The sequence below is a fragment of the Pseudomonas trivialis genome, from assembly GCF_036864995.1.
Taxonomy (GTDB): Bacteria; Pseudomonadota; Gammaproteobacteria; order Pseudomonadales; family Pseudomonadaceae; genus Aquipseudomonas; species Aquipseudomonas trivialis.
Genome location: NZ_CP142151.1, coordinates 3873989 through 3897310 on the forward strand (window position 1 = coordinate 3873989; position 23322 = coordinate 3897310).

22 protein-coding genes and 1 pseudogene are annotated in these 23322 nt (G+C 60.4%); 10 read left to right on the top strand and 13 right to left on the bottom strand.

Annotated features, from left to right (window positions below):
* Window positions 1-15 precede the first annotated feature (15 nt).
* The 4 genes from rlmD to VRB54_RS16895 form a co-directional block, all read right to left on the bottom strand.
* Window positions 16-1368: a 23S rRNA (uracil(1939)-C(5))-methyltransferase RlmD gene (rlmD, locus tag VRB54_RS16880; protein ID WP_338478076.1), complete on the bottom strand. Its 1353-nt coding sequence runs from the start codon at window positions 1366-1368 to the stop codon at window positions 16-18.
* Window positions 1368-2270, bottom strand: coding sequence for a cysteine synthase CysM (cysM, locus tag VRB54_RS16885; protein ID WP_338478077.1), 903 nt, complete (start codon window positions 2268-2270; stop codon window positions 1368-1370). Before cysM ends, rlmD begins: the two co-directional genes overlap by 1 nt.
* Window positions 2271-2454: 184 nt before the next feature.
* On the bottom strand, window positions 2455-3051 hold the full coding sequence (locus VRB54_RS16890; RefSeq protein WP_338478078.1) for a tRNA-uridine aminocarboxypropyltransferase: 597 nt from the start codon (window positions 3049-3051) through the stop codon (window positions 2455-2457).
* A gap of 2 nt (window positions 3052-3053) precedes the next feature.
* Window positions 3054-3950 carry a LysR family transcriptional regulator gene (locus VRB54_RS16895; protein ID WP_338478079.1) on the bottom strand — a complete coding sequence of 299 codons (897 nt, stop codon included), beginning with the start codon at window positions 3948-3950 and terminating at the stop codon, window positions 3054-3056.
* A gap of 153 nt (window positions 3951-4103) precedes the next feature.
* On the opposite strand from VRB54_RS16895, the gene speB reads away from it, so the two are divergent.
* Together speB and VRB54_RS16905 are read left to right on the top strand one after the other, a co-directional pair.
* Window positions 4104-5054: an agmatinase gene (speB, locus tag VRB54_RS16900; RefSeq protein WP_338478080.1), complete on the top strand. Its 951-nt coding sequence runs from the start codon at window positions 4104-4106 to the stop codon at window positions 5052-5054.
* 148 nt (window positions 5055-5202) lie between these two features.
* Window positions 5203-6585 carry a sodium:solute symporter gene (locus VRB54_RS16905; RefSeq protein ID WP_338478081.1) on the top strand — a complete coding sequence of 461 codons (1383 nt, stop codon included), beginning with the start codon at window positions 5203-5205 and terminating at the stop codon, window positions 6583-6585.
* Between the two features lie 116 nt (window positions 6586-6701).
* On the opposite strand, the gene VRB54_RS16910 is transcribed toward VRB54_RS16905, so the two are convergent.
* From VRB54_RS16910 to VRB54_RS16925, 4 genes are all read right to left on the bottom strand, one after another.
* Window positions 6702-6824 (bottom strand): PA1414 family protein, encoded by a 123-nt coding sequence (locus VRB54_RS16910; protein ID WP_015372621.1) that lies wholly within the window; start codon window positions 6822-6824, stop codon window positions 6702-6704.
* A 162-nt stretch (window positions 6825-6986) separates the two neighbouring features.
* Window positions 6987-8429 (bottom strand): NCS1 family nucleobase:cation symporter-1, encoded by a 1443-nt coding sequence (locus tag VRB54_RS16915; protein WP_338478082.1) that lies wholly within the window; start codon window positions 8427-8429, stop codon window positions 6987-6989.
* A 198-nt stretch (window positions 8430-8627) separates the two neighbouring features.
* Complete coding sequence (locus tag VRB54_RS16920; RefSeq protein WP_338478083.1) at window positions 8628-9026, bottom strand: DUF2177 family protein; 399 nt, start codon at window positions 9024-9026, stop codon at window positions 8628-8630.
* A gap of 53 nt (window positions 9027-9079) precedes the next feature.
* A complete protein-coding gene (locus tag VRB54_RS16925; RefSeq protein ID WP_338478084.1) occupies window positions 9080-9916 on the bottom strand; it encodes a CvfB family protein in 837 nt (278 codons plus the stop codon).
* A 324-nt stretch (window positions 9917-10240) separates the two neighbouring features.
* Here VRB54_RS16925 and VRB54_RS16930 point away from each other — a divergent pair, with 324 nt between their 5' ends.
* The 3 genes from VRB54_RS16930 to VRB54_RS16940 all read left to right on the top strand — a co-directional run bounded on the left by VRB54_RS16930 (window position 10241) and on the right by VRB54_RS16940 (window position 12279).
* On the top strand, window positions 10241-10420 hold the full coding sequence (locus VRB54_RS16930; protein WP_003193095.1) for a hypothetical protein: 180 nt from the start codon (window positions 10241-10243) through the stop codon (window positions 10418-10420).
* A gap of 207 nt (window positions 10421-10627) precedes the next feature.
* Window positions 10628-11350 carry a TorF family putative porin gene (locus VRB54_RS16935; RefSeq protein WP_338478085.1) on the top strand — a complete coding sequence of 241 codons (723 nt, stop codon included), beginning with the start codon at window positions 10628-10630 and terminating at the stop codon, window positions 11348-11350.
* A gap of 65 nt (window positions 11351-11415) precedes the next feature.
* Window positions 11416-12279, top strand: a complete 864-nt coding sequence (locus VRB54_RS16940; protein WP_338478086.1) for a DUF6279 family lipoprotein — start codon at window positions 11416-11418, stop codon at window positions 12277-12279.
* Window positions 12280-12393: 114 nt separating this feature from the next.
* Here VRB54_RS16940 and VRB54_RS16945 read toward each other — a convergent pair whose 3' ends face one another.
* Both VRB54_RS16945 and VRB54_RS16950 read right to left on the bottom strand, forming a co-directional pair.
* Entirely contained in the window at window positions 12394-12795 is a 402-nt protein-coding gene (locus VRB54_RS16945) for a transcriptional regulator (RefSeq protein WP_338478087.1), read from the bottom strand.
* Between the two features lie 183 nt (window positions 12796-12978).
* Window positions 12979-14325 carry a DEAD/DEAH box helicase gene (locus tag VRB54_RS16950; RefSeq protein ID WP_338478088.1) on the bottom strand — a complete coding sequence of 449 codons (1347 nt, stop codon included), beginning with the start codon at window positions 14323-14325 and terminating at the stop codon, window positions 12979-12981.
* A 194-nt stretch (window positions 14326-14519) separates the two neighbouring features.
* Here VRB54_RS16950 and VRB54_RS16955 point away from each other — a divergent pair, with 194 nt between their 5' ends.
* Window positions 14520-15800 (top strand): mechanosensitive ion channel family protein, encoded by a 1281-nt coding sequence (locus VRB54_RS16955; protein ID WP_338478089.1) that lies wholly within the window; start codon window positions 14520-14522, stop codon window positions 15798-15800.
* A 4-nt stretch (window positions 15801-15804) separates the two neighbouring features.
* Here the strand turns inward: VRB54_RS16955 and VRB54_RS16960 are convergent, their stop codons facing one another.
* Entirely contained in the window at window positions 15805-16671 is an 867-nt protein-coding gene (locus VRB54_RS16960; protein WP_338478090.1) for a carboxylate/amino acid/amine transporter, read from the bottom strand.
* A gap of 404 nt (window positions 16672-17075) precedes the next feature.
* A complete protein-coding gene (locus tag VRB54_RS16965; RefSeq protein WP_338478091.1) occupies window positions 17076-17390 on the bottom strand; it encodes a 3-phosphoglycerate kinase in 315 nt (104 codons plus the stop codon).
* Between the two features lie 49 nt (window positions 17391-17439).
* Here VRB54_RS16965 and VRB54_RS16970 point away from each other — a divergent pair, with 49 nt between their 5' ends.
* The 4 genes and pseudogenes from VRB54_RS16970 (at window position 17440) to aqpZ (ending at window position 21957) form a co-directional block, all read left to right on the top strand.
* Window positions 17440-18363 carry a LysR family transcriptional regulator gene (locus tag VRB54_RS16970; protein WP_003230476.1) on the top strand — a complete coding sequence of 308 codons (924 nt, stop codon included), beginning with the start codon at window positions 17440-17442 and terminating at the stop codon, window positions 18361-18363.
* Window positions 18364-18541: 178 nt separating this feature from the next.
* Window positions 18542-19104, top strand: a pseudogene (locus VRB54_RS16975) (peptidylprolyl isomerase).
* A gap of 80 nt (window positions 19105-19184) precedes the next feature.
* Complete coding sequence (locus VRB54_RS16980; protein ID WP_338478092.1) at window positions 19185-21017, top strand: ABC transporter ATP-binding protein; 1833 nt, start codon at window positions 19185-19187, stop codon at window positions 21015-21017.
* A 238-nt stretch (window positions 21018-21255) separates the two neighbouring features.
* Window positions 21256-21957, top strand: coding sequence for an aquaporin Z (gene aqpZ / locus VRB54_RS16985; RefSeq protein ID WP_338478093.1), 702 nt, complete (start codon window positions 21256-21258; stop codon window positions 21955-21957).
* A gap of 12 nt (window positions 21958-21969) precedes the next feature.
* Here aqpZ and VRB54_RS16990 read toward each other — a convergent pair whose 3' ends face one another.
* The gene (locus VRB54_RS16990; protein WP_338478094.1) at window positions 21970-23094 is read right to left on the bottom strand and encodes a GNAT family N-acetyltransferase; all 1125 of its coding nucleotides are present in this window, start codon (window positions 23092-23094) and stop codon (window positions 21970-21972) included.
* Between the last annotated feature and the right edge of the window lie 228 nt (window positions 23095-23322).

Consider the following 23322-nt stretch of genomic DNA (forward strand, 5'->3'; position numbering starts at 1 on the left):
GATTAAACGGGCATCCTAGCCCGCTTCAAATAACGCCATGGCCTCGACATGCGCCGTCTGCGGAAACATGTCGAGGATCCCGGCACGTTTTAGCCGGTAGCCCTGCCTGATCAACTCAACCGTGTCCCGCGCCAGCGTGGCCGGGTTGCAGGACACATACACCACGCGCCTGGCACCAAGGCTGGCGAGTTTGCGCACAACCTCCTGGGCACCGTCACGGGGTGGGTCCAAGAGTACCGCAGAAAAGCCCTGTTTGGCCCACTCTGCGTCAGTCAACGGCTGGGATAAATCGGCCTGAAAAAACTGCGCATTATGCAAATTGTTGCTGACAGCGTTGAGTGCGGCACGGTCCACCATGGTCTGCACGCCTTCCACGGCGACCACTTCACGCACCTGCCCGGCCAGCGGCAGGGCGAAATTACCCAGGCCGCAAAACAGGTCCAGCACCCGCTCATCGGCCTGCGGCGCCAGCCATTGCAGCGCCTGGGCGACCATCGCCTCGTTGACCGCAGCATTGACCTGAACGAAGTCTCCCGGCCGGTAGGCCAGCTCCAGGTCCCATGCATCCAGGCGAAACCCCAGGGGTTGATCAGGCTCTACAGGTTCCGGCTTGCCCTCGCCATGCAGCCACAACTGGGCGTCATGAAACGCGCAAAATTCCTTGAGCACCAGCAGGTCCGCCTCGGACAGCGGCGCCATATGCCGCAGCAACACGGCAATCGATGACCCGCTGAACAACTCCACATGCCCAAGCGCCTGAGGCTTGCTCAAGCGGCGCAGCATGTTCGGCAGACGCTGCATGATCGGTTGCAAGGCCTGTACCAGCACCGGGCATTCATCAATGCCGACAATGTCCTGGCTGGCCACGGCACGAAAACCCACCTCGAGCTTTTTCGCCCTGGCATCCCAGCGCACTGCAACCCGCGCGCGCCGTCGATAGCCGAACTCCGGCCCGCTCAAGGGCGCTGCCCACTCCTGCGGTTCAACACCCGCCACGCGGGACAGTTGCTCGGCAAGCATGCGCTGCTTCAGGGCAAGCTGTTCGTCGTGGGGCAAGTGCTGCACGCTGCAACCGCCGCAGCGACCGAAGTGCGCGCAGGGTGCCGGGCGACGCAGTTCGCTGGCGGTGAACACACGTTCAGTACGCGCCTCGACCACCTTGCCGTGAGCGCCCAGCACTCGTGCCTCCACGTCCTCGCCAGCCAGTGCACCGTTGACGAACCAGGTGCGGCCTTCAAAGAACACGATGCCACGGCCATCGTTGGCCAGGCGCTCGATGGTCAGGCGTTGCTTTTTGCCCACGGGAATCTGTGGCGCCCGGCTGCCGCCTGTAGGTTGGAAGCGCAGGCCTCTCTCATGCTTGGCCATCAGTTGGGTTCGTCGAAGATGCCGGTCGACAGATAGCGGTCGCCTCGGTCACAGATGATCGCGACGATCACCGCGTTTTCCACTTCCTTGGACAAGCGCAACATGCCGGCCACCGAACCGCCGGAAGACACGCCGCAGAAGATGCCTTCTTCACGGGCCAGGCGGCGGGTAGTGTCTTCGGCTTCGCGCTGGGCCATGTCGATGATGCGGTCCACCCGTGTCGCGTTGTAAATTTTGGGCAGGTACTCTTGCGGCCAGCGACGGATACCCGGAATCGCCGCGCCTTCCATCGGTTGCAGGCCGACGATCTGGATCGCCGGGTTCTGCTCCTTGAGGTAGCGCGAGTTGCCCATGATGGTGCCGGTGGTACCCATGGAACTGACGAAATGGGTGATGGTGCCGCCAGTCTGGCGCCAGATTTCCGGGCCGGTGGTGGTGTAGTGCGCCTCGGGATTGTCGCCGTTGGCGAACTGGTCCAGCACCTGGCCACGGCCTTCGGACGCCATGCGATCGGCCAGGTCACGGGCGCCTTCCATGCCCTGCTCCTGGGTCACCAGAATCAGCTCGGCACCGTAAGCCGTCATCGCAGCCTTGCGCTCGGCGCTGGAGTTGTCGGGCATGATCAGGATCATCCTGTAGCCCTTGATCGCCGCAGCCATGGCCAGGGCGATCCCGGTGTTGCCCGAGGTGGCTTCGATCAGGGTGTCGCCTGGCTTGATCTGCCCGCGCAACTCGGCACGGGTGATCATCGACAGCGCCGGGCGATCCTTGACCGAGCCGGCGGGGTTGTTCCCTTCGAGCTTGAGCAACAGGGTATTGCTGGTTTCACCCGCCATGCGTTGCAAGCGAACCAGGGGCGTATTGCCGACGCAGTCGGCGATTGTAGGGTACTGCAAGGTCATGGCGTATTCGCAATCCAGACTGCGGGGGCGAACATCATACCGGGAAAGGTCGGCGCGCCATATCACGCAAAGTACGGTGCTTATGCCTCAAAGATATAAGCGCCGAGTGAGCCGAACACTAAGTCCGTACACGAGCGGCCGCTCGGCTCGACCGTCAAAGTGTTTTCGGTGCATCATCGGGTAGCTATATATCGCTGTGATTTCTTTCGAAAACCGCTGAACCCATCGCCGCAATCTGTCCTTCGATCAGTGCCTCGAAGGGTTTGAGCAATGGCTCGAACGACTGCGGTGCTTCCAGCACCTGCAGCGCCTGCACAATCGCCTCCACCGTCGACAACGCCCCCGGCCCCGGTGCCTTGCGCAACCGATAGCGCGACACGCCGCCCTTGGCCAGGGTGACCCGAGGCAATGCAGCCAGCAGCGGGTTGAGGTGCAACAGCTTGCGCGCCTTGCGCCAGGTGCCATCGGGCACCACCAGCAACAGCGGCTGATCGCTCGGCGCGCAGGCCTGCAACGGCTGGGCATCGTCGCCCGGAAACAATAGCCGCGCCTGATAACCGGGCGGGTTCAACAAGGTCGCCAAGTCATCAAACACCTCGCCCACCCGCAACTGCGCGTTATTCAGACCCAATGCCGCGAGACGCGCGGTATTGAGCGCATGGTTGACCTCGCTCGGGTGCTGCAACAGCAACACGCGGGTGCGACTGTCCAGGCTGGGGATCAGCGCGCACAGGCAATGGGTGGCAGGCCTGAGGCAACGGGAACATTGAGGTCTGGACATAGTTATCGGGCCTGGTTGAGCTGCGCCTTGAGCAGGTCGCGGAAGGTTTGGATCAGCGGCTCGCGACTGCGGCCACGGCGCATGATCATCGAAAACGGCGCCTGGTAGCCGAAGGTCGCCGGCAACAGCACGCGCAGGTCGCCCTTGTCGACCCAGGCCTGGGCATAGTGTTCGGGCAAGTAACCGATATAGGCACCGGACAGCACCAGGATCAACTGCGCTTCCATGCTTTCCACGGTAGCGGCGCTGTGCTTGAAACCGTGGCGCGCCAGCTCCGCCTGGCTCCAGTAACCGCGTCCGACCATGCGCTGCTGGGTGATCACCTGTTCGGGGATACGCCGCTCGCTGAACAGGGGATGACGCGTACTGCAATACAACCAGTGCTGCTCGCGGTACAGCGGCATGTAGATCAGCCCGCTCATACGATTGGAAAAGGCGCCAATGGCCAGGTCCAGGCGGTTGTCCTGCACACCGAGCTGCAGTTCATAGGGGCTCATCACCGACAAGTGCAGGTGCACCGCTGGGTGTTCGAGGCTGTAGGCGCCGATCACTTCTGCGAACGGCAGGGCCTTATCGCTGACCGTGGAGTCGAGCACGCCGAGCCTGAGAGTGCCCCGCAATTCACCCTTCAGCGCGGCGGCGTATTGTTCGAAGCCTTCCAGCTCGCCAAGCAGGCGCAGGGTTTCCTGATGAAACAGTTCGCCTTTGCTGGTGAGGCTGAACCCGCCCCGACCACGATGGCACAGCACCAGGCCCAACGCCGCTTCCAGCTGGCTCATATAGGTGGAAATGGCCGAGGTGGACAGGTTGAGTTCTTGCTGGGCAGTGGCGAACCCCTGGTGCCGCACGACGCTGACGAAGATGCGCAGGAGTTTCAGGTCGGGCAAGGCGCTGGCCATGGGGTCTCCAGAGGCACACACAATCGAAGCGAGTTTAACCTCCGGCATCAGTTTAGAAAAATCTGAACTAAGTATTTGCCGCTGCCGATTCTTCCCCTCGTTCGCTTTTCGCAGAATCGGCCCCCTGACAAACAAAAACGATGAGGCACTCCCGTGGACAAGATTTTCCATCAACCACTGGGCGGCAACGAAATGCCGCGCTTCGCCGGCATCGCCACCATGATGCGTCTGCCGCACCTGCCAACGGCCAGAGGCCTGGACGCGGCTTTTGTCGGCGTGCCGCTGGATATCGGCACCTCGCTGCGCGCCGGCACCCGCTTCGGGCCCCGTGAAATACGCGCCGAGTCGGTGATGATCCGCCCCTATAACATGGCGACCGGCGCTGCACCGTTCGATTCGCTGTCGGTGGCGGATATCGGCGACGTGGCGATCAACACCTTCAACCTGCTGGACGCCGTGCGCATCATCGAACAAGCCTACGATGAAATTCTCGAACACAACGTGATTCCCCTGACCCTCGGCGGCGATCACACCATCACGCTGCCGATCCTGCGGGCAATCCACAAGAAACACGGCAAGGTCGGGCTGGTGCACATCGATGCCCACGCCGACGTCAACGACCATATGTTCGGCGAGAAAATCGCCCACGGCACCACCTTCCGCCGTGCTGTCGAGGAAGGCCTGCTCGACTGCGACCGCGTGGTGCAGATCGGCCTGCGCGCCCAGGGCTATACCGCCGAAGACTTCAACTGGAGCCGCAAGCAAGGCTTTCGCGTGGTGCAGGCCGAAGAATGCTGGCATCAGTCTCTTGTGCCTTTGATGGCTGAAGTGCGCGAGAAAGTTGGCGGCGGCCCGGTGTACCTGAGTTTCGACATTGACGGCATCGACCCGGCCTGGGCGCCCGGCACCGGCACCCCGGAAATCGGCGGGCTAACCACCATCCAGGCAATCGAGATCATCCGCGGCTGCCAGGGCCTCGACCTGATTGGTTGTGATTTGGTAGAAGTTTCACCGCCCTACGACACCACCGGCAACACCTCGTTGCTGGGTGCCAACCTGCTGTACGAGATGCTCTGCGTGCTGCCCGGCGTGACACACCGTTGATGAGCACGCTTACACAATAAAAACGGTATTCACGCACTAACCGCCAACAGGATCACAGATCCCCAGGCACCTGATTCTTGCTACGCGTATTTGCGCAGCCGTCTGCCGCCAGCTCGCCTACAAAAAATATAATCGGAGAACCGCCGCCATGGCTTTGGATTTATTCGTCGTACTCATCTACGCCGCCGGCATGCTCGTGCTCGGCTATTACGGCATGCGACGCGCCAGGACCCATGAAGATTACCTGGTAGCCGGGCGCAACCTGGGCCCGTCGTTGTACATGGGCACCATGGCCGCCACGGTATTGGGCGGCGCATCCACTGTCGGTACCGTGCGCCTGGGTTATGTGCATGGCATTTCCGGCTTCTGGCTATGCGCGGCACTGGGCATGGGGATCATTGCGCTTAACCTGTTCCTGGCCAAGCCGCTGCTCAAGCTGAAGATCTTTACCGTTACCCAGGTTCTGGAAAAGCGCTACAACCCAATGGCGCGTCAGGCCAGCGCGGTGATCATGCTGGCCTACGCAGTGATGCTGGGCGTGACGTCGGTGCTGGGGATCTGCACCGTGCTGCAAGTGCTGTTCGGCCTGCCCTTCTGGAGCTCATTGTTGCTGGGCGGTGGTGTAGTCGTGGCGTACTCGACCATAGGCGGCATGTGGTCGCTGACGCTGACCGACATCGTGCAGTTCGTGATCAAGACTGTCGGCCTGATGTTCATCCTGCTGCCGATCTGCCTGTACCGCGTCGGCGGCTGGGATGAACTGGTGAACCGGTTGCCTGCGTCGAGCTTCAGCTTCACGGCAATCGGCTGGGATACGATCATCACCTACTTCATGATCTACTTCTTCGGCATCCTGATCGGCCAGGATATCTGGCAGCGGGTTTTCACCGCGCGTGACGCGAAGGTCGCCCAATACGCCGGCACATTCGCCGGTTTCTACTGCGTCCTCTACGGCCTGACCTGCGCCCTGATCGGCATGGCGGCGCATGTGCTGATCCCGGACCTGGATAACGTCAACAACGCATTTGCCGCCATCGTCAAACTGTCGCTGCCGGACGGCATTCGCGGTTTGGTGATCGCCGCCGCCCTGGCGGCGATGATGTCGACCGCCAGCGCCAGCCTGCTCGCAGCCTCCACTGTCCTCACCGAAGACCTGCTGCCACGCCTGCGCGGCGGCAGGCAGTCGAGCCTGGGCATTAACCGTTTGTTCACCTTGCTGACCGGGGCTGCCGTGCTGGGTATCGCGTTGGTGGTCAGCGACGTGATCAGCGCCCTGACGCTCGCCTATAACCTGCTGGTGGGCGGCATGCTGATACCGCTGATGGGTGCGATTTTCTGGAAACGTGCGACCACATCGGCGGCCATTGCCTCCATGGCGTTGGGCTTTTTGACTGCATTGGTGTTCATGTTCAAGGATGGGCTGGATGCGAACACGCCGATCTACTACAGCCTTGCGGTGGGGCTGGTGACTTTTGTGTCGGTGAGTGTGTTGTCGCGTAAACCGGAGGCGGCTGCGGTTCGCGTGATTTAACCACGACCACAAAGTAAATGTGGGAGCGGGCTTGCTCGCGAAAGCTGTGTATCGGTCAACCTTTCAGCGACTGACGCACTGCTTTCGCGAGCAAGCCCGCTCCCACACATTAATGCCTAGCGGCGACGCGGACGACGCTGCTCGTCGTCGGTGCGGATCGGCACCGGTTGCAGGGGTGGCTCGATCAGGCCGAGTGCCACGCCAAGGTCATGGAGCCAGTTGTGGATTTTCTCTTTCATGGTTGCCCCCCTTGAGGGTGTGCGAGTCGGCGGATGTATGTCGCCGTTTCCTACACTGATAGTAGCCCTAAGTCCTACTCAATGCTTGAACGAAACCACAACTAACTATTACTGAATGGATCCGAATCCTGACGCTTCGTTCAAGCTATCACGCGCTGCAGGTCAGCCGGCAACTATCGGGGCGCCAACGCGTACCTGCTCACGGCGCGCCAGCACCCAAAAAAACAGTCCGCCCAGGAAGCACCCGGTAAACCAGGCAAAGTTGGCCATCCCCTGCAATGCCGGCGTGAAGGTGATCGCCACACCCACCAGCGTCGCTGGCACCAGCGCTTTTACCGCCGTCCAGTTCACCCCGCCGTCGAAGTAATAGCGCCCGCTCGGGCTGTCATCGAACAGGGCGTCCACGTCGATCTTCTGTTTTTTGATCAGGTAGAAGTCCACCAGCAGAATCCCGAACAGTGGTCCGATGAATGCCGCGAGGATATCCAGGGTGTAGTGGATCATCAGCGGGTTGTTGAACAGGTTCCAGGGCGTGATGAAGATCGACGCCACTGCGGCGATCATTCCGCCGGCACGCCAGCTGATTTTGCTCGGCGCGACATTGGCGAAATCGAATGCCGGGGACACGAAATTGGCGACGATATTGATGCCGATGGTCGCGGTCACGAACGCAAAGGCGCCCAGCAGCACGGCCATGTCGTTGTCGATGCGCGAGACGGTGGCGATCGGGTCATGCAGCATCTCGCCAAACACCGGCAACGTGCCCGAGACGATCACTACGGTCACCAGGGAGAACGCCAGGAAGTTTACCGGCAGCCCCCAGAAGTTGCCGCGCCGCACATCCTGCATGCTGCGGCAGTAACGGCTGAAATCGCCAAAGTTCAGCGTCGGCCCGGAGAAGTAAGACACCACCAGCGCGGTCGCCACGATCACCTGACCAAATGCCTGCCAGCCCGATAGGGACTTTTCGGCCAGGGTGAAGCTGATGTTGCTCCAGCCCGCGTTCCACACGATCCAACCAGCCAGGGCGAACATCACCGCATACACCACCGGCCCCGCCCAATCGATAAAACGACGGATCGACTCCATTCCGGCCCAGAACACTGCCGCCTGCAGCACCCACAACGTCAGGAAACCAAACCAGCCAAGGTAAGACAGTCCTGCGAAGTGTGGCTCTGCATACACCGCCATCTGTGGGAAAAAGCGCAGCACCACAATGATCAAGGCACTGGACGCCAGGTACGTCTGAATGCCGTACCACGCCACCGCAATCAGGCCGCGAATCACTGCGGGAATATTCGCCCCAAATACACCGAACGCCAGCCGGCAGATCACCGGATACGGCACTGCGGCCTGCTGGCTCGGCCTGGCCACCAGGTTAGCGATCAACTGCACGATGCAAATGCCGGCCAGCAACGCGATCAGCACTTGCCAACTGGCCAGGCCCAGCGCAAACAGGCTGGCGGCGAACACGTAGCCGCCGACGCTGTGCACATCGCTCATCCAGAAGGCGAAGATGTTGTACCAGGTCCATTTCTGCGGCAGCGGGCCCAGGTCCTGGTTGTACAGGCGCGGGCTATAGCCTTTGGGCAATTGTTCGGTCATCGCTTGGCTCCTCGAAATACCGGCCTGCGCATCCGTAACAGGGTGCATACGGGAGGCGGCATGGTTTGTATACGAGATAGTCAGCAGATTGCGTGCCAATAGCACACAATCCCTCTGGAACGGCGCTCCAAAGGGATACATGGCGCTTTAACTGCGGGAGCCGCGCTCAACAACGGTGCAGATCAATCCTGTACACAATCACCGATGCACTCGTTGTGCACACAGGTAACCTACCGTGCAACAGGTTGCCGTCAGGAAGGTGCCCCAGGCCATGTCCATGACCGCAAGCCCGGCGGACCACCCCTGCAAGGTGGCCCAGTTGCTAAGGTCGTACGTGCCGTAGGCCACCAGTCCGAGCAAGGCGCCCATGCGCGCGGCGCGCTGCCAGCTCGCGCTGGGCAGCACCACGAACACCACGCAACCAATGACGTAGAGCACGTAGAACAGCACAGCGGGCAGCACGCGCGGCTGATCAAGCATCAGCGAACCCAGCAGGGATTTGTAGGTAGGGCCCATGAACACGCCAAGCCACAGGCCGTCGAGAATCAGAAAGGCAACGAGGGTGCCGAGGCAGGCAAACAGCGTTTTCTTGGACATCACGAAGGACCTTGTAGGAGCGAGTTTGCTCCTACAGCTAGAGCAAACCGCACTCAGCTTAGTTCAATGCGATCCGCGTGAATCACGATCTGGCCCTGCTTGTAGAGCGCTCCAATCGCCTTCTTGAAGTTGCCCTTGCTCACGCCGAACAAGTTGCTGATAACCGCAGGATCACTTTTATCGCTGACCGGCAAGGTGCCGTTGTTGTCACGCAACTTGGCGAGGATCTTCGAGTTGAGGCTCGACGCCGCTTCCTGGCCGACCGGCTGCAGGCTCAGGCTGATATTGCCATCGGCGCGAATTTCCTTGATGAAGCCTTTCTCTTCCTTGCCCGGGCGCAGGAACTTGAACACCTCATTCTTGTGAATGAGGCCCCAGTGCTTGTTGTTGATGATCGCCTTGAAGCCCATGTCGGTCGCTTCGGCCACCAGCAGGTCGACCTCCTGGCCCACCTGGTAATTGGCGGGCGTCTTGTCGAGGTAACGGTCAAGGCGCGCGGTGGCGGTAATGCGCCGGGTGTGTTTGTCGAGGTAGACGTGCACCACGCAGTATTCACCCGCGGTCAACTGACGCTTTTCTTCCGAATACGGCAGCAACAGATCCTTGGGCAGCCCCCAATCGAGAAACACGCCAATACTGTTGACTTCAGCGACTTTCAAACTGGCGAATTCGCCAACCTGAACTTTGGGCTTTTCCGTCGTGGCGATAAGTTTGTCATCACTGTCCAGATAAATGAAAACGTTAAGCCAGTCTTCATCTTCACTGGGAATATCCTTGGGGATATACCGATTGGGCAAGAGGATTTCGCCATCCTGCGCACCGTCCAGGTACAAACCGAAGTTAGTGTGTTTAACCACTTGCAAGCTGTTGTAGCGCCCGACTAAAGCCATTTCCAAATACCCTCATTACGTGGGCGGCATTCTACCCGAGTTGAGACCGGCACGCGCGTGACCCTCGAAAATCACAGGCAGGCATGGCGTTCTACTGGCGCAGCCCGCTCGTCTGATCACTTCGCCGGATGCTGGCGCGCTACCTGGCACCCGTCCAGCCTGTGGATTCTATTTAAAACAGTAAGTTAGCCGTTTAATTCAGGGATTAACGGGCGTTCATTACCAGCGTGAAACTCAGCCTTTGGAGGATATTTGCCAAGCAATTGTCAAGTATTTCCTGTACGATGCCTGGCCAAGTTAATTCTCTACAGGTTAGTGGCCGCCATGCGTGTAAAAGCATCCAACAGCAAAGCAAAGCCAGCTCCCGCCGTTGAAACCAGCGAATCGATCAACAGCCAGATTGCTGCTTTCCTCAAGTCCGGCGGTGAAATCCAGCAAATTGCCAAGGGCGTGAGCGGCCAGACTTTCGGCCCGTCCAAGCAGATCAGCCTGGGCAAGAAGTAACACCCGCGCAGCACATCTGGTCCCTATGCGTCTTGTCCTCGAAGGCGCTAGGACTGGAATTCGAAACACCCCCCTGCTTTACCTCAAACTGCGCTAATCGACGAACGGGCCTCACCGCCGATCATTCGCCGTTATGCTTGCACACGTCTAGCACGGGCATCTGCCCGATTTCTTCCGTCCTGCTCCTCGCTTTTCATGGAGTGAAGCGTGTTCAAACCCTGCATTTTTCTGATCAGCGCCCTGGTTGCCAGCCCGCTCGCCGAAGCGCAGATATTTCAGCGCGAATGGGGTGACTTCGACCTCAAGTTGGGCACCACGCCCAGCCGCTCCATGGCCCAGGGCCTGGTCAAGCCCACCTCGCCGGGCAGCGACTCATTCCACGGTGGCCTGGATCTGAGCCACAACAGCGGCCTGTACTTTGGTCAATTTTCGCCGAATATGGGGCTGTCGTCTTCCCGCGACCTCGAAGTCGATTCGTACATGGGCTTCAAACACCCTTTCGATCAGACCCTGGGCTACGAAGTCGGCCTGATCCACTACAGCTACCCCACGCTCAGTCCCCTCGACAGCCAGGAGTTCTACGGCGGCCTCAACCTGCTCGGCAACCGTTTCGGCGCCTCCTTCAGCAACGACCCCGACCGTCAGGACAGCACGCTGTTTGCCGACCTCACCGGCACCCAGCCCTTCGGCATCGGTGTCAGCATGAAATACACCACCCATCAACTGGGCGCCCCGGTCGCGGTGGACAACGGCTCGATCCGCAGCTTCAGCGACTGGTCGGTACAGTTTTCCAGGGCATGGAAAGGCATCGATCTGGACCTGATCTACAGCGACTCCAGCCTCAGCGGCGGCGACTGCTCGGCCTACTCTGGACACAACTCGCAATGCGATGGCCTATTGACCTTGAAGGCCGCCCGCTCGTTTTATTAACGGGCTGAACTGTCGCGCCTCGCGCAGGTTCAGATACGTGAACCCCTCTGCGCAAGGACCCGCCCATGCTACGCCGGCTCAAACTTCTGGTGGTACTGCTGACGCTCAGCCTGGTGCTCGCCGGCTGCAATCGCGTGGGCCTGGCCTACCGCAATCTCGACGTGATCATCCCCTGGACCCTCAACGACTACCTGGACATGAATGCCGGGCAGAAGAGCTGGTTCAACGACACCCTCAAGCAGCATCTTGCCTGGCATTGCACCACGCAGTTGCCGGGTTATCTGGACTGGCTGGATCGCCTGCAGCAGATGGTCGATGACAATCAGGTCACCGATGCAGCGCTGCAAGCGCGCACTGTCGAAGCCAAACAGGCGATCGCCGACGTCGCGCGGGAGATCACGCCATCGGCGATTCAACTGCTGCAAGGGCTGGATGATCAACAGGTCAAGGAGATGAACGACGCCCTGGCCAAGGACCTGCGCAAACGCCAGGACGAATACCTGAAGCCGCCACTGACCCAGCAGATCAAGGAGCGCGCCGAGCGAATGAACAAACGCCTGGATGCCTGGATGGGACCGCTCAGCGCCAGCCAGCAAAACCGCGTGATGGAATGGTCAACCGCACTGGGTGATCAGAACACTGCCTGGATCGGCAACCGTGCCCATTGGCAGGCCCAGTTCATTGACGCCGTCAAGCAACGCCAGAGTGCCGATTTCCCACAGAAGGTGCAGCAATTGCTGGTGGACCGTGAAAGCTTGTGGACGCCGGAATACCGCGCAGCCTATGCCCAGACGGAAGCAGCGGCGCGCAGCTTGATCGTGGATTTGATGGCACAGAGTTCAGCACAACAGCGAATCAAGCTCACGCAAAAAATCGACGGTGTGCGGGGTGACTTCAAAGCATTGAAGTGCCTGAAGGCTGCCAACTGATAGCCACGTGCGGGATGGGCCTTGCTAACGATTGCGGGGTGTCAGTCAGCCTATTTACGACTGACCTACCGCTATCGGGAGCAAGCCCCCTCCCACATGGGTCAGGCATGACCTTCAGATCGCACCACCAGCAATCGCGGCTTGAGAAGCCACTTTTTCGAAGGTTGCCTCATCCAGGGCATCTACCTGTTCGTCCAGGACCTGGCGCGTATCGCGTTCGCCGGGAATGGCACTGTCGATCAGCGACAGCAGGCTCGAACCCCGTGGCGTCAAAATAAAATTCTCACCATTGCCGCCCTCTGCCTCCGGGCGCGACTCGATAAACCCGCGTTTGAGCAACAGTGCTTCATAACCCGCAGCGGTTTCTTTCAGCGCATCGAGGTTGCCGACCGATTCGCCCGCCATGGCCTTGCCGGCGGCTTCCTGCGCGGCGTATTTGCGCGGTGAGAAGCTGCCTTCGCCGTTTTGCACTTCGTGCAGTAAACGTTCGATCAAATCCCAGTTGTAAGTCGTCATCCTGATTCCTCCTGCAGGCCGTTGAAAGGTAGCCCGTAAAAGGTGTGACCCGCAGCATCACTCTGCGTTCAGCTCAATGGACGGACGCCAATTTCCTGAATTTTCCAGACGTTCCCTGCGAAAACCCACATCATCGCCCATAAAAAAACCGGACATTGTCCGGTTTTTTGTTGCCAGAGAGCGTTACTCCGCAGCCGGCGCTTCCGGCTTGCGACGCTTGAGTGGGGCCATGCCATCCTTGCTGACGAGTGACAGGTTGTCAGTCTTCGGGCGATTGGCAATCTTGCGCTTGGTCGGCGACTTGGCGCCGACTTTCTTTTTGTCGCCCTTGGCGTCGGTCTTTTTCTTCTTCACGCCAACAGCCTTGCCCGATGCCTTGACCTTCTTCGGCCCAGTGTAAGTGCCTTTGACTTCCTTGATGGTGCGGCGCTCGAACGACTGCTTGAGGTAGCGCTCGATGCTCGACATCAGGTTCCAATCGCCGTGGCAGATCAGCGAGATCGCCAGGCCATCGTTGCCGGCACGCCCGGTGCGGCCGATACGGTGCACGTATTCGTCGCCGCTGCGGGGCATGTCAAAGTTGATGACCATATCCAGGCCATCCACGTCCAGGCCGCGCGCGGCGACGTCAGTGGCGACCAGGATCTTCACGCCGCCCGCCTTCAGGCGGTCAATGGCCAGTTTACGGTCCTTCTGGTCTTTTTCGCCGTGCAGCACGAACGCCTTGTATTCCTGGGCCACCAGACGACCGTAGATGCGGTCGGCAGCGGCGCGGGTGTTGGTGAACACAATGGCCTTCTGATACGTCTCGTTGGCCAGCAACCAGTTGAGGATCTGTTCCTTGTGCACATTGTGGTCAGCCATGACGATCTGCTGACGCGTGGTCGCGTTCAGGTCGCTGACGTTGTTGACCTGCAAGTGCTCAGGGTTGTTCAGGACCTTGGCGACCATGTCGCGCAGGGTCGAGCCGCCGGTGGTGGCGGAGAAGAGCATGGTCTGCTGACGGTTGACGCACTCACTGACCAGACGCTGCACGTCGTCGGCAAAGCCCATGTCGAGCATGCGGTCGGCTTCGTCGAGCACCAGCACTTCGACTTCCTTGAGGTCGAGGTTACCAGCGTTGAGCTGCTCGATCATGCGGCCCGGCGTGCCGATCAGGATGTCCGGCACCTTGCGCAGCATCGCGGCCTGGACCTTGAAGTCTTCGCCGCCGGTGATCAGGCCGGACTTGATGAAGGTGAACTGCGAAAAGCGCTCCACTTCCTTCAAGGTCTGCTGGGCCAGCTCGCGGGTGGGCAGCAGGATCAGCGTCTTGATGCTGACACGCACTTTGGCCGGGCCGATCAGGCGGTTGAGAATCGGCAGGACGAAAGCGGCGGTCTTGCCACTGCCGGTTTGAGCCGTCACCCGCAGGTCACGCCCTTCGAGCGCGAGCGGAATGGCCGCTGCCTGCACAGGCGTTGGCTCGACAAATTTAAGCTCGGCCACGGCTTTGAGCAGGCGTTCGTGCAGGGCGAATTGGGAAAACACGGGTGCTACCTCGAAGAAATACAAAATATCAGCTGCATAGGGTAACGGTTTCGGGCGTCCAAACCGAGTTTCTTTACGCGAACAGTGCTAATCGGCAGCTTTTTTGTGAGTGTATTTGTCCATAGCGTCAACTTCAGCGCACTTAAATGCTCTAATCGGCCCCGTCTTGTCTTACAGAGGAATCGGCTTTACCCATGGATATCAAACAGCTGTGGCGCAACGTGCAAGATCTCTGGGGCACTCTCGACGAGCATCCGTTGCTGCACTCCAGCCTCGGCCTGCTGGTATTGCTGGTGGTTGCCCTGCTGCTCGGGCGCGTGGCACGGTACCTGATCCTGCACGCGGTCAAGCTGCTCGGCCGGCAACCGGCCCTGCACTGGCTCAACGACCTGCGGCACAACAAAGTGTTTCATCGCCTGGCGCAGATGACGCCGTCCCTGGTGATCCAGTTCGGCCTGTACCTGGTGCCGGACCTGAGCAAGACCGCCATCCTGTTCATCGGCAACGTAGCCCTGGCAATCACCATCCTGTTCATGACGCTGGCCGTGAGCGCCCTGCTCAACGCGCTGCTGGACATCTACGCGCGCACCGAACACGCCCGCACCCGCTCGATCAAGGGCTATGTGCAGTTGACGAAAATGGTGTTGTTCGTGTTTGCCGCGATCATCATCGTCGCCACCTTGATCGACCGTTCGCCGCTGTTGCTGCTGTCCGACCTGGGTGCCATGTCGGCGGTCATCCTGTTGGTGTACAAGGACACCCTGCTGTCGTTCGTCGCCAGCGTGCAGCTCACCAGCAACGACATGCTGCGCGTGGGCGACTGGATCGAGATGCCTCAGGTGGGCGCCGACGGCGATGTGGTGGACATCACCCTGCACACGGTCAAGGTGCAGAATTTCGACAAGACCATCGTCTCCATCCCCACCTGGCGCCTGATGTCCGAGTCGTTCAAGAACTGGCGCGGCATGCAGGCCTCGGGCGGGCGCCGCATCAAGCGCAGCCTCTCTATCGATGCCAGCGGCGTGCGCTTTCTGCGTGATGACGAAGAAGTGCGCATGACCCAGGTTCACCTGCTCACCGACTACATCAGCCGCAAGCAGGCCGAACTCAAGGCCTGGAACGAGGCCCAGGGCAACAGCGCGCAACTGTCGGCCAACCGGCGCCGCATGACCAACCTCGGCACCTTCCGCGCCTACGCCCTGGCCTATCTGAAAAGCCATCCGGACATTCAGCCGAACATGACCTGCATGGTGCGCCAGATGCAAACCACCGCCCAGGGCGTGCCACTGGAAATCTACTGCTTTACCCGCACCACCGCGTGGGCGGATTACGAACGGATCCAGGGGGATATTTTTGATTACCTGTTGGCGGTGTTGCCGGAATTCGGCTTGAGCCTGTATCAGCAGCCAAGCGGCAATGACCTGCGGGCAGGCGTGTTCAGCCCACTGCCCGCGCAGGAAAACAGCGCCATCTGACGCTTCAGGGGTGAGCCGGCTCTTTGCGAATACCAAGCCGGCTGATCCACACCGCCGCCAGAATCACCAGTCCACCCAACGCCAGGCGCCCCAGCGGCTCATGCTGGTTCCAGATCAGCAGGTTCAGCAACAGCCCCACCGGCACATGCAGGTTATTGACCACCGCCAGGGTGCCGCCATTGACCAGGCACGCGCCCTTGTTCCACCAGTACATGCCCAGCGCGGTGCTGACCAGGCCCAGGAACAGCAACACGCCCCACTGCAACGGCGCCTGCGGAAGAAAGTCCGCCTTGCCGAACAGCAGGAACGCCGGCAACACCACCAGCAACGCTCCTAGATAGAAATACCCGAAGCGCCGGTAGTGCGGCTGATCGCTCGGATAGCGCGCCACCAGATGCTTGTACATGACCTGCCCGGCGGCGTAGGTGAAGTTGGCCAGTTGCAGCAGCAGAAAACCCATCAGGAAGTTCGGGGTGATCTGGTCGAAGCGAATCACCGCTGCGCCCGCCACCGCCACCAGTGCCGCCACCAGCGCCCACGGGTTGAAGCGCCGGTTGAGAGCATCTTCGATCAGCGTCACATGCAACGGCGTGAGGATGGTGAACAGCAGCACTTCCGGCACCGTCAATACGCGAAAGCTCAGGTACAGGCAGACGTAGGTCACGCCAAACTGCAGCGCGCCGATCACCAGCATGCTGCGCATGAAGGCCGGCTCCACCGAGCGCCAGCGGGTCAGCGGGAGAAAGATCAAGCCGGCCAGCACCACGCGCACCAGCACTGCGAAGTAGCTGTCGACGTGACCGGCGAGGTATTCGCCGATCAAGCTGAAGGAAAATGCCTGAATCAGGGTGACAACCAGTAAATAGCCCATGCGCGCCTCGTTTCGAATGGGCGGGACATTAAAGGTTTTCGACGGTTGAAGAAACTCGGGGCAAAAAAACCCGACCTCGCTAAAGCGGCAGTCGGGCAGGAGCACTCAGGAGCAACAAGTGCAAAGGGAGGTTCGTACGCGTACTTGAAGGGTTTGCGTGGGGCCATGTAAACAGCGCGCGATTATCTGACGATTAAAGGATCAGGCGGCCCGAGCAAACCGCGCCCTGATGGCCGCAGCTTTCAGTGATCAGAACGTGGCATGTGCGCTTGTAGGCTCCATCTGCAAATGCTGTCAGATGATGAAATTGAGATTAACCAGGGACAACTCGATAAAAAAGCGCAAAAAACTGCTATAACCCATCTATAAAGTTGTTTATAAGCGGAGTAAGCGCAGCGGACGCTCTATTTCGGGCTGCACGCCAGGGCAATGCGCATCTTGATGATCGCGCGGTTGAACTTGACCGTGGTGTTGGTGTTTTTACCGGCCGGTACCGTGACCGATCGGCGACGCGGCGATTCAGGACCGTTGGTGAAGATGACCGAACACACCGCGTCGTTGCTGCCGTAGTTGCTCAACTGGATCGAGCTGATGTCGGCGTCCACGTCCGAAGCCGTGTAATCGATGCTTACGCCTTCGATTTTCTTGCTCACATCGATAGGGTAGGCAAACGCACTGATCGGCAGCAGCGCCAGCAGCACACAACACAATTTTCTCATTCGGCAGTCTCCAATAAGGACTGTCAGCTTAGGACAAGAGGAACCCATCTTGAAAGCGCCCCGCGTTACCCTTGATCAATGGCGCACGCTGCAGGCCGTGGTCGACCACGGCGGCTTCGCCCAGGCCGCCGAAGCGCTGCACCGATCGCAGTCCTCGGTGAGCTACACCGTGGCGCGCATGCAGGACCAGCTCGGCGTGCCGCTGTTGCGTATCGACGGGCGCAAGGCCGTACTCACCGACGCCGGTGAAGTACTGCTGCGCCGCTCCCGCCAACTGGTCAAGAACGCCAGCCAACTGGAAGACCTCGCCCACCACATGGAACAAGGCTGGGAAGCCGAAGTGCGCCTGGTGGTGGATGCCGCCTACCCCAACACAAGGCTGGTGCGCGCGCTGACCGCGTTCATGCCGCAAAGCCGTGGCTGCCGCGTGCGTCTGCGTGAAGAGGTGCTGTCGGGCGTCGAAGAGCTGTTGATTGAAGGCGTGGCCGACCTCGCGATCTGCAGCTTCAGCATTGCCGGTTACCTGGGCACCGAACTGAGCGATGTGGAATTCATTGCCGTTGCCCACCCCGATCACCCCCTGCACCGCATGAATCGCGAGCTGAGCTTCCAGGACCTGGAAAGCCAGATGCAAGTGGTGATTCGCGACTCCGGGCGCCAGCAGCCGCGCGACGTGGGCTGGCTCGGCGCCGAACAGCGCTGGACCGTCGGCAGCCTGGCCACCGCCGCCTCCTTCGTGGGCAGCGGCCTGGGCTTTGCGTGGCTGCCGCGCCACCTGATCGAACGCGAAATCGCCGAGGGCGTGCTCAAGCAGCTACCCTTGGAACAGGGAGCCAGCCGCCACCCCACGTTTTATCTGTACTCGAATAAGGACAAACCCCTGGGGCCGGCCACGCAAATCCTGGTTGAATTGCTGCGCAGCTTTGACACGGCGCCGCTGGACGCGCCTTTTGCCGCACCCAGGCAAAGCTGAAAAGGCGTTCACCCAGGGCCCGAGGCTGGGCAAACAATCACAAACATGCTTATCTCGCCCGCTTCGACGCCATTGCGCGCCGGGATCGGCAGGAACAACGCGCCAGGATGACCGGTCCTAACCCTGTCCCAGCGCCGAACACGACCACTCGAAACCATCACTCAGGATCACTGACCCCATGCTGAAAAAAATTGCCTTCTTTGCCGGTTCCGTACTGTTTGCCGCCAACCTGATGGCGGCCCAGCCGGCCAAGCCCCCCACGTGTTGATCTCCACTACCAACGGCGACATTGAAATCGAACTGGACCCGGTCAAAGCGCCGATCAGCACCAAAAACTTCCTGGCCTATGTGGACAAGGGTTTCTACACCAACACGATTTTCCACCGTGTGATCCCGGGCTTCATGGTCCAGGGCGGCGGGTTCACCCAGCAGATGTCGCAAAAGCCGACCGAAGCGCCGATCAAGAACGAAGCCAGCAACGGCCTGCATAACGTACGCGGCACGCTGTCGATGGCGCGCACCTCCAACCCGGACTCAGCCACCAGCCAGTTCTTTATCAACGTGGCCGACAACGCCTTCCTCGACCCGGGTCGCGATGCCGGCTACGCGGTATTCGCCAAAGTGGTCAAGGGCATGGACGTAGTCGACGTTATCGTCAACTCCCAGACCACCACCAAGCAAGGCATGCAGAACGTGCCAATCGACCCTGTCCTGATCAAGTCGGCCAAGCGCATCGACTAAGGTTTGCAGGGAGTTCCGTGCGCGGCCCACAAGGCCGCGCGCGCATTTGAAAGGAGAGCCCGCCCGGCGGGTGTCAACCCATGCTCTATCGTCGTTTTGAACAACTGATCGACATCTTCCGCGACGCGCCCAGCGCCGCCCCACCCGATAAAGTCCTGCCTTTTTACCTCTACTACCTGCGTCAGGTTTGGCCGCACTTCGCCGCCTTGCTGGTGGTGGGCCTGATCGGGGCATTGATCGAAGTCGCGCTGTTCAGCTACCTGAGCCGCATCATCGACCTGGCCCAGGGCACGCCGCCCGCCGACTTCTTCCAGGTGCACAGCACCGAGCTGATCTGGATGGCCGTGGTCGCCCTGCTGCTGCGCCCGATTTTCGGCGCACTGCACGACCTGCTGGTGCACCAGACCATCAGCCCCGGCATGACCAGCCTGATTCGCTGGCAAAACCACAGCTATGTGCTCAAGCAGAGCCTGAATTTCTTCCAGAACGATTTTGCCGGGCGTATCGCCCAGCGCATCATGCAGACCGGCAACTCCCTGCGCGATTCAGCCGTGGCGGCCGTGGACGCGATCTGGCACGTGGCGATCTACGCCATCAGCGCCCTGGTGCTGTTTGCCGAGGCCGACTGGCGGCTGATGATTCCGCTGGTGACCTGGATCTTCTGCTACAGCCTGGCGCTGCGCTACTTCGTGCCACGGGTAAAGGAACGCTCGGTGATTTCCTCCGAGGCGCGCTCCAAACTGATGGGGCGCATCGTCGACGGCTATACCAACATCACCACCCTGAAGCTGTTCGCCCACACCCAGTCCGAACAGGAATACGCCAAGGAAGCGATCATCGAGCAGACCGAAAAAACCCAACTGGCCAGCCGCGTGGTGACCAGCATGGACGTGGTGATCACCACCATGAACGGCCTGCTGATCGTCACCACCACCGGCCTTGCGCTGTGGCTGTGGACGCACTCGCTCATCTCGGTGGGCGCGATTGCCCTGGCCACCGGCCTGGTAATCCGCATCGTCAACATGTCCGGCTGGATCATGTGGGTGGTCAACGGCATTTTCGAAAACATCGGCATGGTGCAGGACGGCCTCAAAACCATCGCACAACCCCTGGCGGTGATCGACCGCGACAACGCCCAGCGCCTGCAAGTCCCCCATGGCGAGGTGCGCTTCGAGCAGGTGGATTTCCACTATGGCAAGCAGAGCGGGATCATTGGCGGCCTGAACCTGGAGATCAAGGCCGGGGAAAAGATCGGCCTGATCGGCCCATCGGGCGCGGGCAAGTCAACCCTGGTCAACCTGCTGCTGCGCCTCTACGACCTGCAAGGCGGACGCATCCTGATCGACGGCCAGAACATCGCCGAAGTCGCCCAGGAAACCCTGCGCGAGCAGATCGGCATGATCACCCAGGACACGTCGCTGCTGCATCGCTCGATCCGCGACAATCTGCTGTACGGCAAACCCGACGCCACCGACGAAGAACTCTGGGCAGCGATCCACAAGGCGCGCGCCGATGAGTTCATCCCGCTGCTCTCGGACGCCGAGGGCCGCACCGGGCTCGACGCCCATGTGGGCGAGCGCGGCGTCAAACTCTCCGGCGGGCAGCGTCAGCGCATCGCCATCGCCCGCGTGCTGCTCAAGGACGCGCCGATTCTGATCATGGACGAAGCCACGTCAGCGCTTGACTCGGAAGTGGAAGCGGCGATTCAGGAAAGTCTGGAAACCCTGATGCAAGGCAAGACCGTTATTGCGATTGCGCACCGATTGTCGACCATCGCACGCATGGACCGCCTGGTGGTGCTGGAGAAGGGCCGGATTGCCGAAAGCGGCAGCCATGCACAGCTGCTGGCACACGGCGGCCTGTATGCACGGCTGTGGCAGCACCAGACGGGTGGATTTGTCGGAATCGACTGAAGTAAACATCTCTTAAAATACGTGAGGGGGTTCGCCTCCCTCCCATATTTGATCGACTTCATCCAACAGCGTCTGCATCAAAACCCAGCATCCACAGGCTTCTGGTCATTATTCATGCCCTGGACTTGTATCAAAACCGTGCTGTAATCAGTGCAGTGCCCAGAAGGGCGCTGAAGTAAATCTGCAGGGAGCATCATTGATTTACTGATTAGATAGAGATCTATCAAGGACGGGCTGCATGTCTTTGTTCAAACGTTCAGTCACAGAGGGGTTGGGTACGTTTTGGCTGGTGTTGGGCGGTTGCGGGAGTGCGGTATTGGCCGCAGCGTTTCCTGCAGTTGGTATTGGCCTGTTGGGCGTTGCCCTGGCGTTCGGGCTGACGGTACTGACCATGGCGGTCGCAATCGGCCCTATCAGTGGTTGTCACCTCAACCCGGCGGTATCGGTGGGGCTGGTGGTGGGCGGAAGGTTTCCGGCGCGGGAGTTGCCGACCTATGTTGTCGCCCAGGTCGTCGGCGCAGCAGTCGCGGCCGCATTGTTGTACTTCATTGCCAGCGGCAAGCCAGGGTTCGAACTGGCGGGCGGTCTGGCCTCCAATGGTTATGGCGAGCATTCAACGGGCGGTTATTCGCTGGTGGCAGGGTTTGTCTGTGAGCTGGTGATGACCGCGATGTTCGTTGTGATCATCCTCGGCGCCACCGACAGCCGTGCGCCCAAGGGCCTGGCGCCCATTGCCATCGGCTTGGCCCTGACGCTGATCCACCTGATCTCCATCCCCGTAACCAACACCTCGGTCAACCCGGCACGCAGTACCGGGCCGGCCCTGCTGGTGGGCGGCTGGGCGATCCAGCAGTTGTGGTTGTTCTGGCTCGCGCCGATCCTGGGTGCGGTGATCGGTGGCGTGATGTATCGATGGCTTGGCAAGGGGGAGCCAGGCTGAAACCGGGTGTGGTCAGCCCTGCCTATACGGCAGGGCTGCCCTCGCCTCTTCGGCATACGCCAGAATCCCCACGCGCTCCCTTTCCAGAAAATCCTCCACGGCATTCTTCAACCCCGGATGGCGCAGGTAATGCCAGGAGCGGGTGATCACCGGCTCGAACCCGCGAATCAGTTTGTGCTCGCCCTGGGCGCCGGCGTCGAAGCGTTGCAGACCTTCGGCGATGGCGTAGTCCATGCCCTGATAGAAACAGGTCTCGAAATGCAGGCGGTCGAATTCGGCCAGGCAGCCCCAGTAACGGCCGTAGAAACTGTCGCCGCCGATCAGGCTGAACGCCATCGCCACCGGGCGCGAACCCTGTTTGGCCAGCACCACACGGATCATCTCGGGCATGCGTTCGGCCAACAGGCTGAAAAAAGCGCGGGTCAGGTAAGGAGCCTGGCGGCGTACCGCGTAGGTGTTGGCGTAACAGGCGTAGACGAAATCCCACTGCGCTTCCGTCAGTTGATGCCCGTGCAGCCACTCGAACTCGATGCCCTGCCCCGCCACCTGTTCGCGTTCCTTGCGCATCTGTTTGCGCTTGCGTGAGCTCAAGGCGTCGAGGAAGTCCTGGAAATCGCGGTAGCCACGGTTCTGCCAGTGAAATTGGCAACCCAGGCGCTGCAACCAACCCGGCTGCAGGGTCAAGGCTTCATCAGCCAACGCGTCGGTGAAGTTGATATGTGCACTGGAAAGCCCTTCGATTTCCAGGTAACCCGGCAGGCTGTTGAGCAGCTCGAAACCGTCCTCGGCACTCGCCGCCAGCAGGCGCGGCCCGCTTACCGGGCTGAACGGCACCGCCGTGAGCAGCTTGGGGTAGTAGTCGATGCCGGCACGCGCACAGGCATCGGCCCAGCCATGGTCGAACACATATTCGCCGTAGGAATGCCACTTGCGATAACCGGGCAGCGCCGCTACCAGTCGATCACCCTCCCAGTGCAGCAGATGCTCGGGCCGCCAGCCCGATTGCGGGCCCAGGCTGGCGCTGTCTTCCAGCGCACTCAAGAAGGCATGCCGCACAAACGGCTGAGCCTGCGGCACCAGCGCATCCCACACCGACGGGGCGATTTCGGACAGGTTGTCCAGACGTTGCAACGGCATCGGCATCCTCACTGGCGGTTGGCGTAGAAGCCTGGCGAGTATCGCTCATCACGGCACTGTTCACACCTCGAAAAGAGGCGGACAGGGCTCTAGGCCAATAGTTCCACGCACCATGCATTTGTCATCAAGACGAAATCACTTAGCCACTGCTCCGTCATAAACGACAGTAATACTGGCCGTGTTTTTTTAGAGCATCTGGTTCTAACCAAATAGCCATTTTCCCCGTCC

Coding starts and splice junctions, on each gene's coding strand:
- rlmD (WP_338478076.1), bottom strand. CDS start 1,368: ATGGCCAAGCATGAGAGAGGCCTGCGCTTCCAACCTACAGGCGGCAGC.
- cysM (WP_338478077.1), bottom strand. CDS start 2,270: ATGACCTTGCAGTACCCTACAATCGCCGACTGCGTCGGCAATACGCCC.
- VRB54_RS16890 (WP_338478078.1), bottom strand. CDS start 3,051: ATGTCCAGACCTCAATGTTCCCGTTGCCTCAGGCCTGCCACCCATTGC.
- VRB54_RS16895 (WP_338478079.1), bottom strand. CDS start 3,950: ATGGCCAGCGCCTTGCCCGACCTGAAACTCCTGCGCATCTTCGTCAGC.
- VRB54_RS16905 (WP_338478081.1), top strand. CDS start 5,203: ATGGCTTTGGATTTATTCGTCGTACTCATCTACGCCGCCGGCATGCTC.
- VRB54_RS16910 (WP_015372621.1), bottom strand. CDS start 6,824: ATGAAAGAGAAAATCCACAACTGGCTCCATGACCTTGGCGTGGCACTC.
- VRB54_RS16915 (WP_338478082.1), bottom strand. CDS start 8,429: ATGACCGAACAATTGCCCAAAGGCTATAGCCCGCGCCTGTACAACCAG.
- VRB54_RS16920 (WP_338478083.1), bottom strand. CDS start 9,026: ATGTCCAAGAAAACGCTGTTTGCCTGCCTCGGCACCCTCGTTGCCTTT.
- VRB54_RS16925 (WP_338478084.1), bottom strand. CDS start 9,916: ATGGCTTTAGTCGGGCGCTACAACAGCTTGCAAGTGGTTAAACACACT.
- VRB54_RS16930 (WP_003193095.1), top strand. CDS start 10,241: ATGCGTGTAAAAGCATCCAACAGCAAAGCAAAGCCAGCTCCCGCCGTT.
- VRB54_RS16940 (WP_338478086.1), top strand. CDS start 11,416: ATGCTACGCCGGCTCAAACTTCTGGTGGTACTGCTGACGCTCAGCCTG.
- VRB54_RS16945 (WP_338478087.1), bottom strand. CDS start 12,795: ATGACGACTTACAACTGGGATTTGATCGAACGTTTACTGCACGAAGTG.
- VRB54_RS16955 (WP_338478089.1), top strand. CDS start 14,520: ATGGATATCAAACAGCTGTGGCGCAACGTGCAAGATCTCTGGGGCACT.
- VRB54_RS16960 (WP_338478090.1), bottom strand. CDS start 16,671: ATGGGCTATTTACTGGTTGTCACCCTGATTCAGGCATTTTCCTTCAGC.
- VRB54_RS16965 (WP_338478091.1), bottom strand. CDS start 17,390: ATGAGAAAATTGTGTTGTGTGCTGCTGGCGCTGCTGCCGATCAGTGCG.
- VRB54_RS16980 (WP_338478092.1), top strand. CDS start 19,185: ATGCTCTATCGTCGTTTTGAACAACTGATCGACATCTTCCGCGACGCG.
- aqpZ (WP_338478093.1), top strand. CDS start 21,256: ATGTCTTTGTTCAAACGTTCAGTCACAGAGGGGTTGGGTACGTTTTGG.
- VRB54_RS16990 (WP_338478094.1), bottom strand. CDS start 23,094: ATGCCGTTGCAACGTCTGGACAACCTGTCCGAAATCGCCCCGTCGGTG.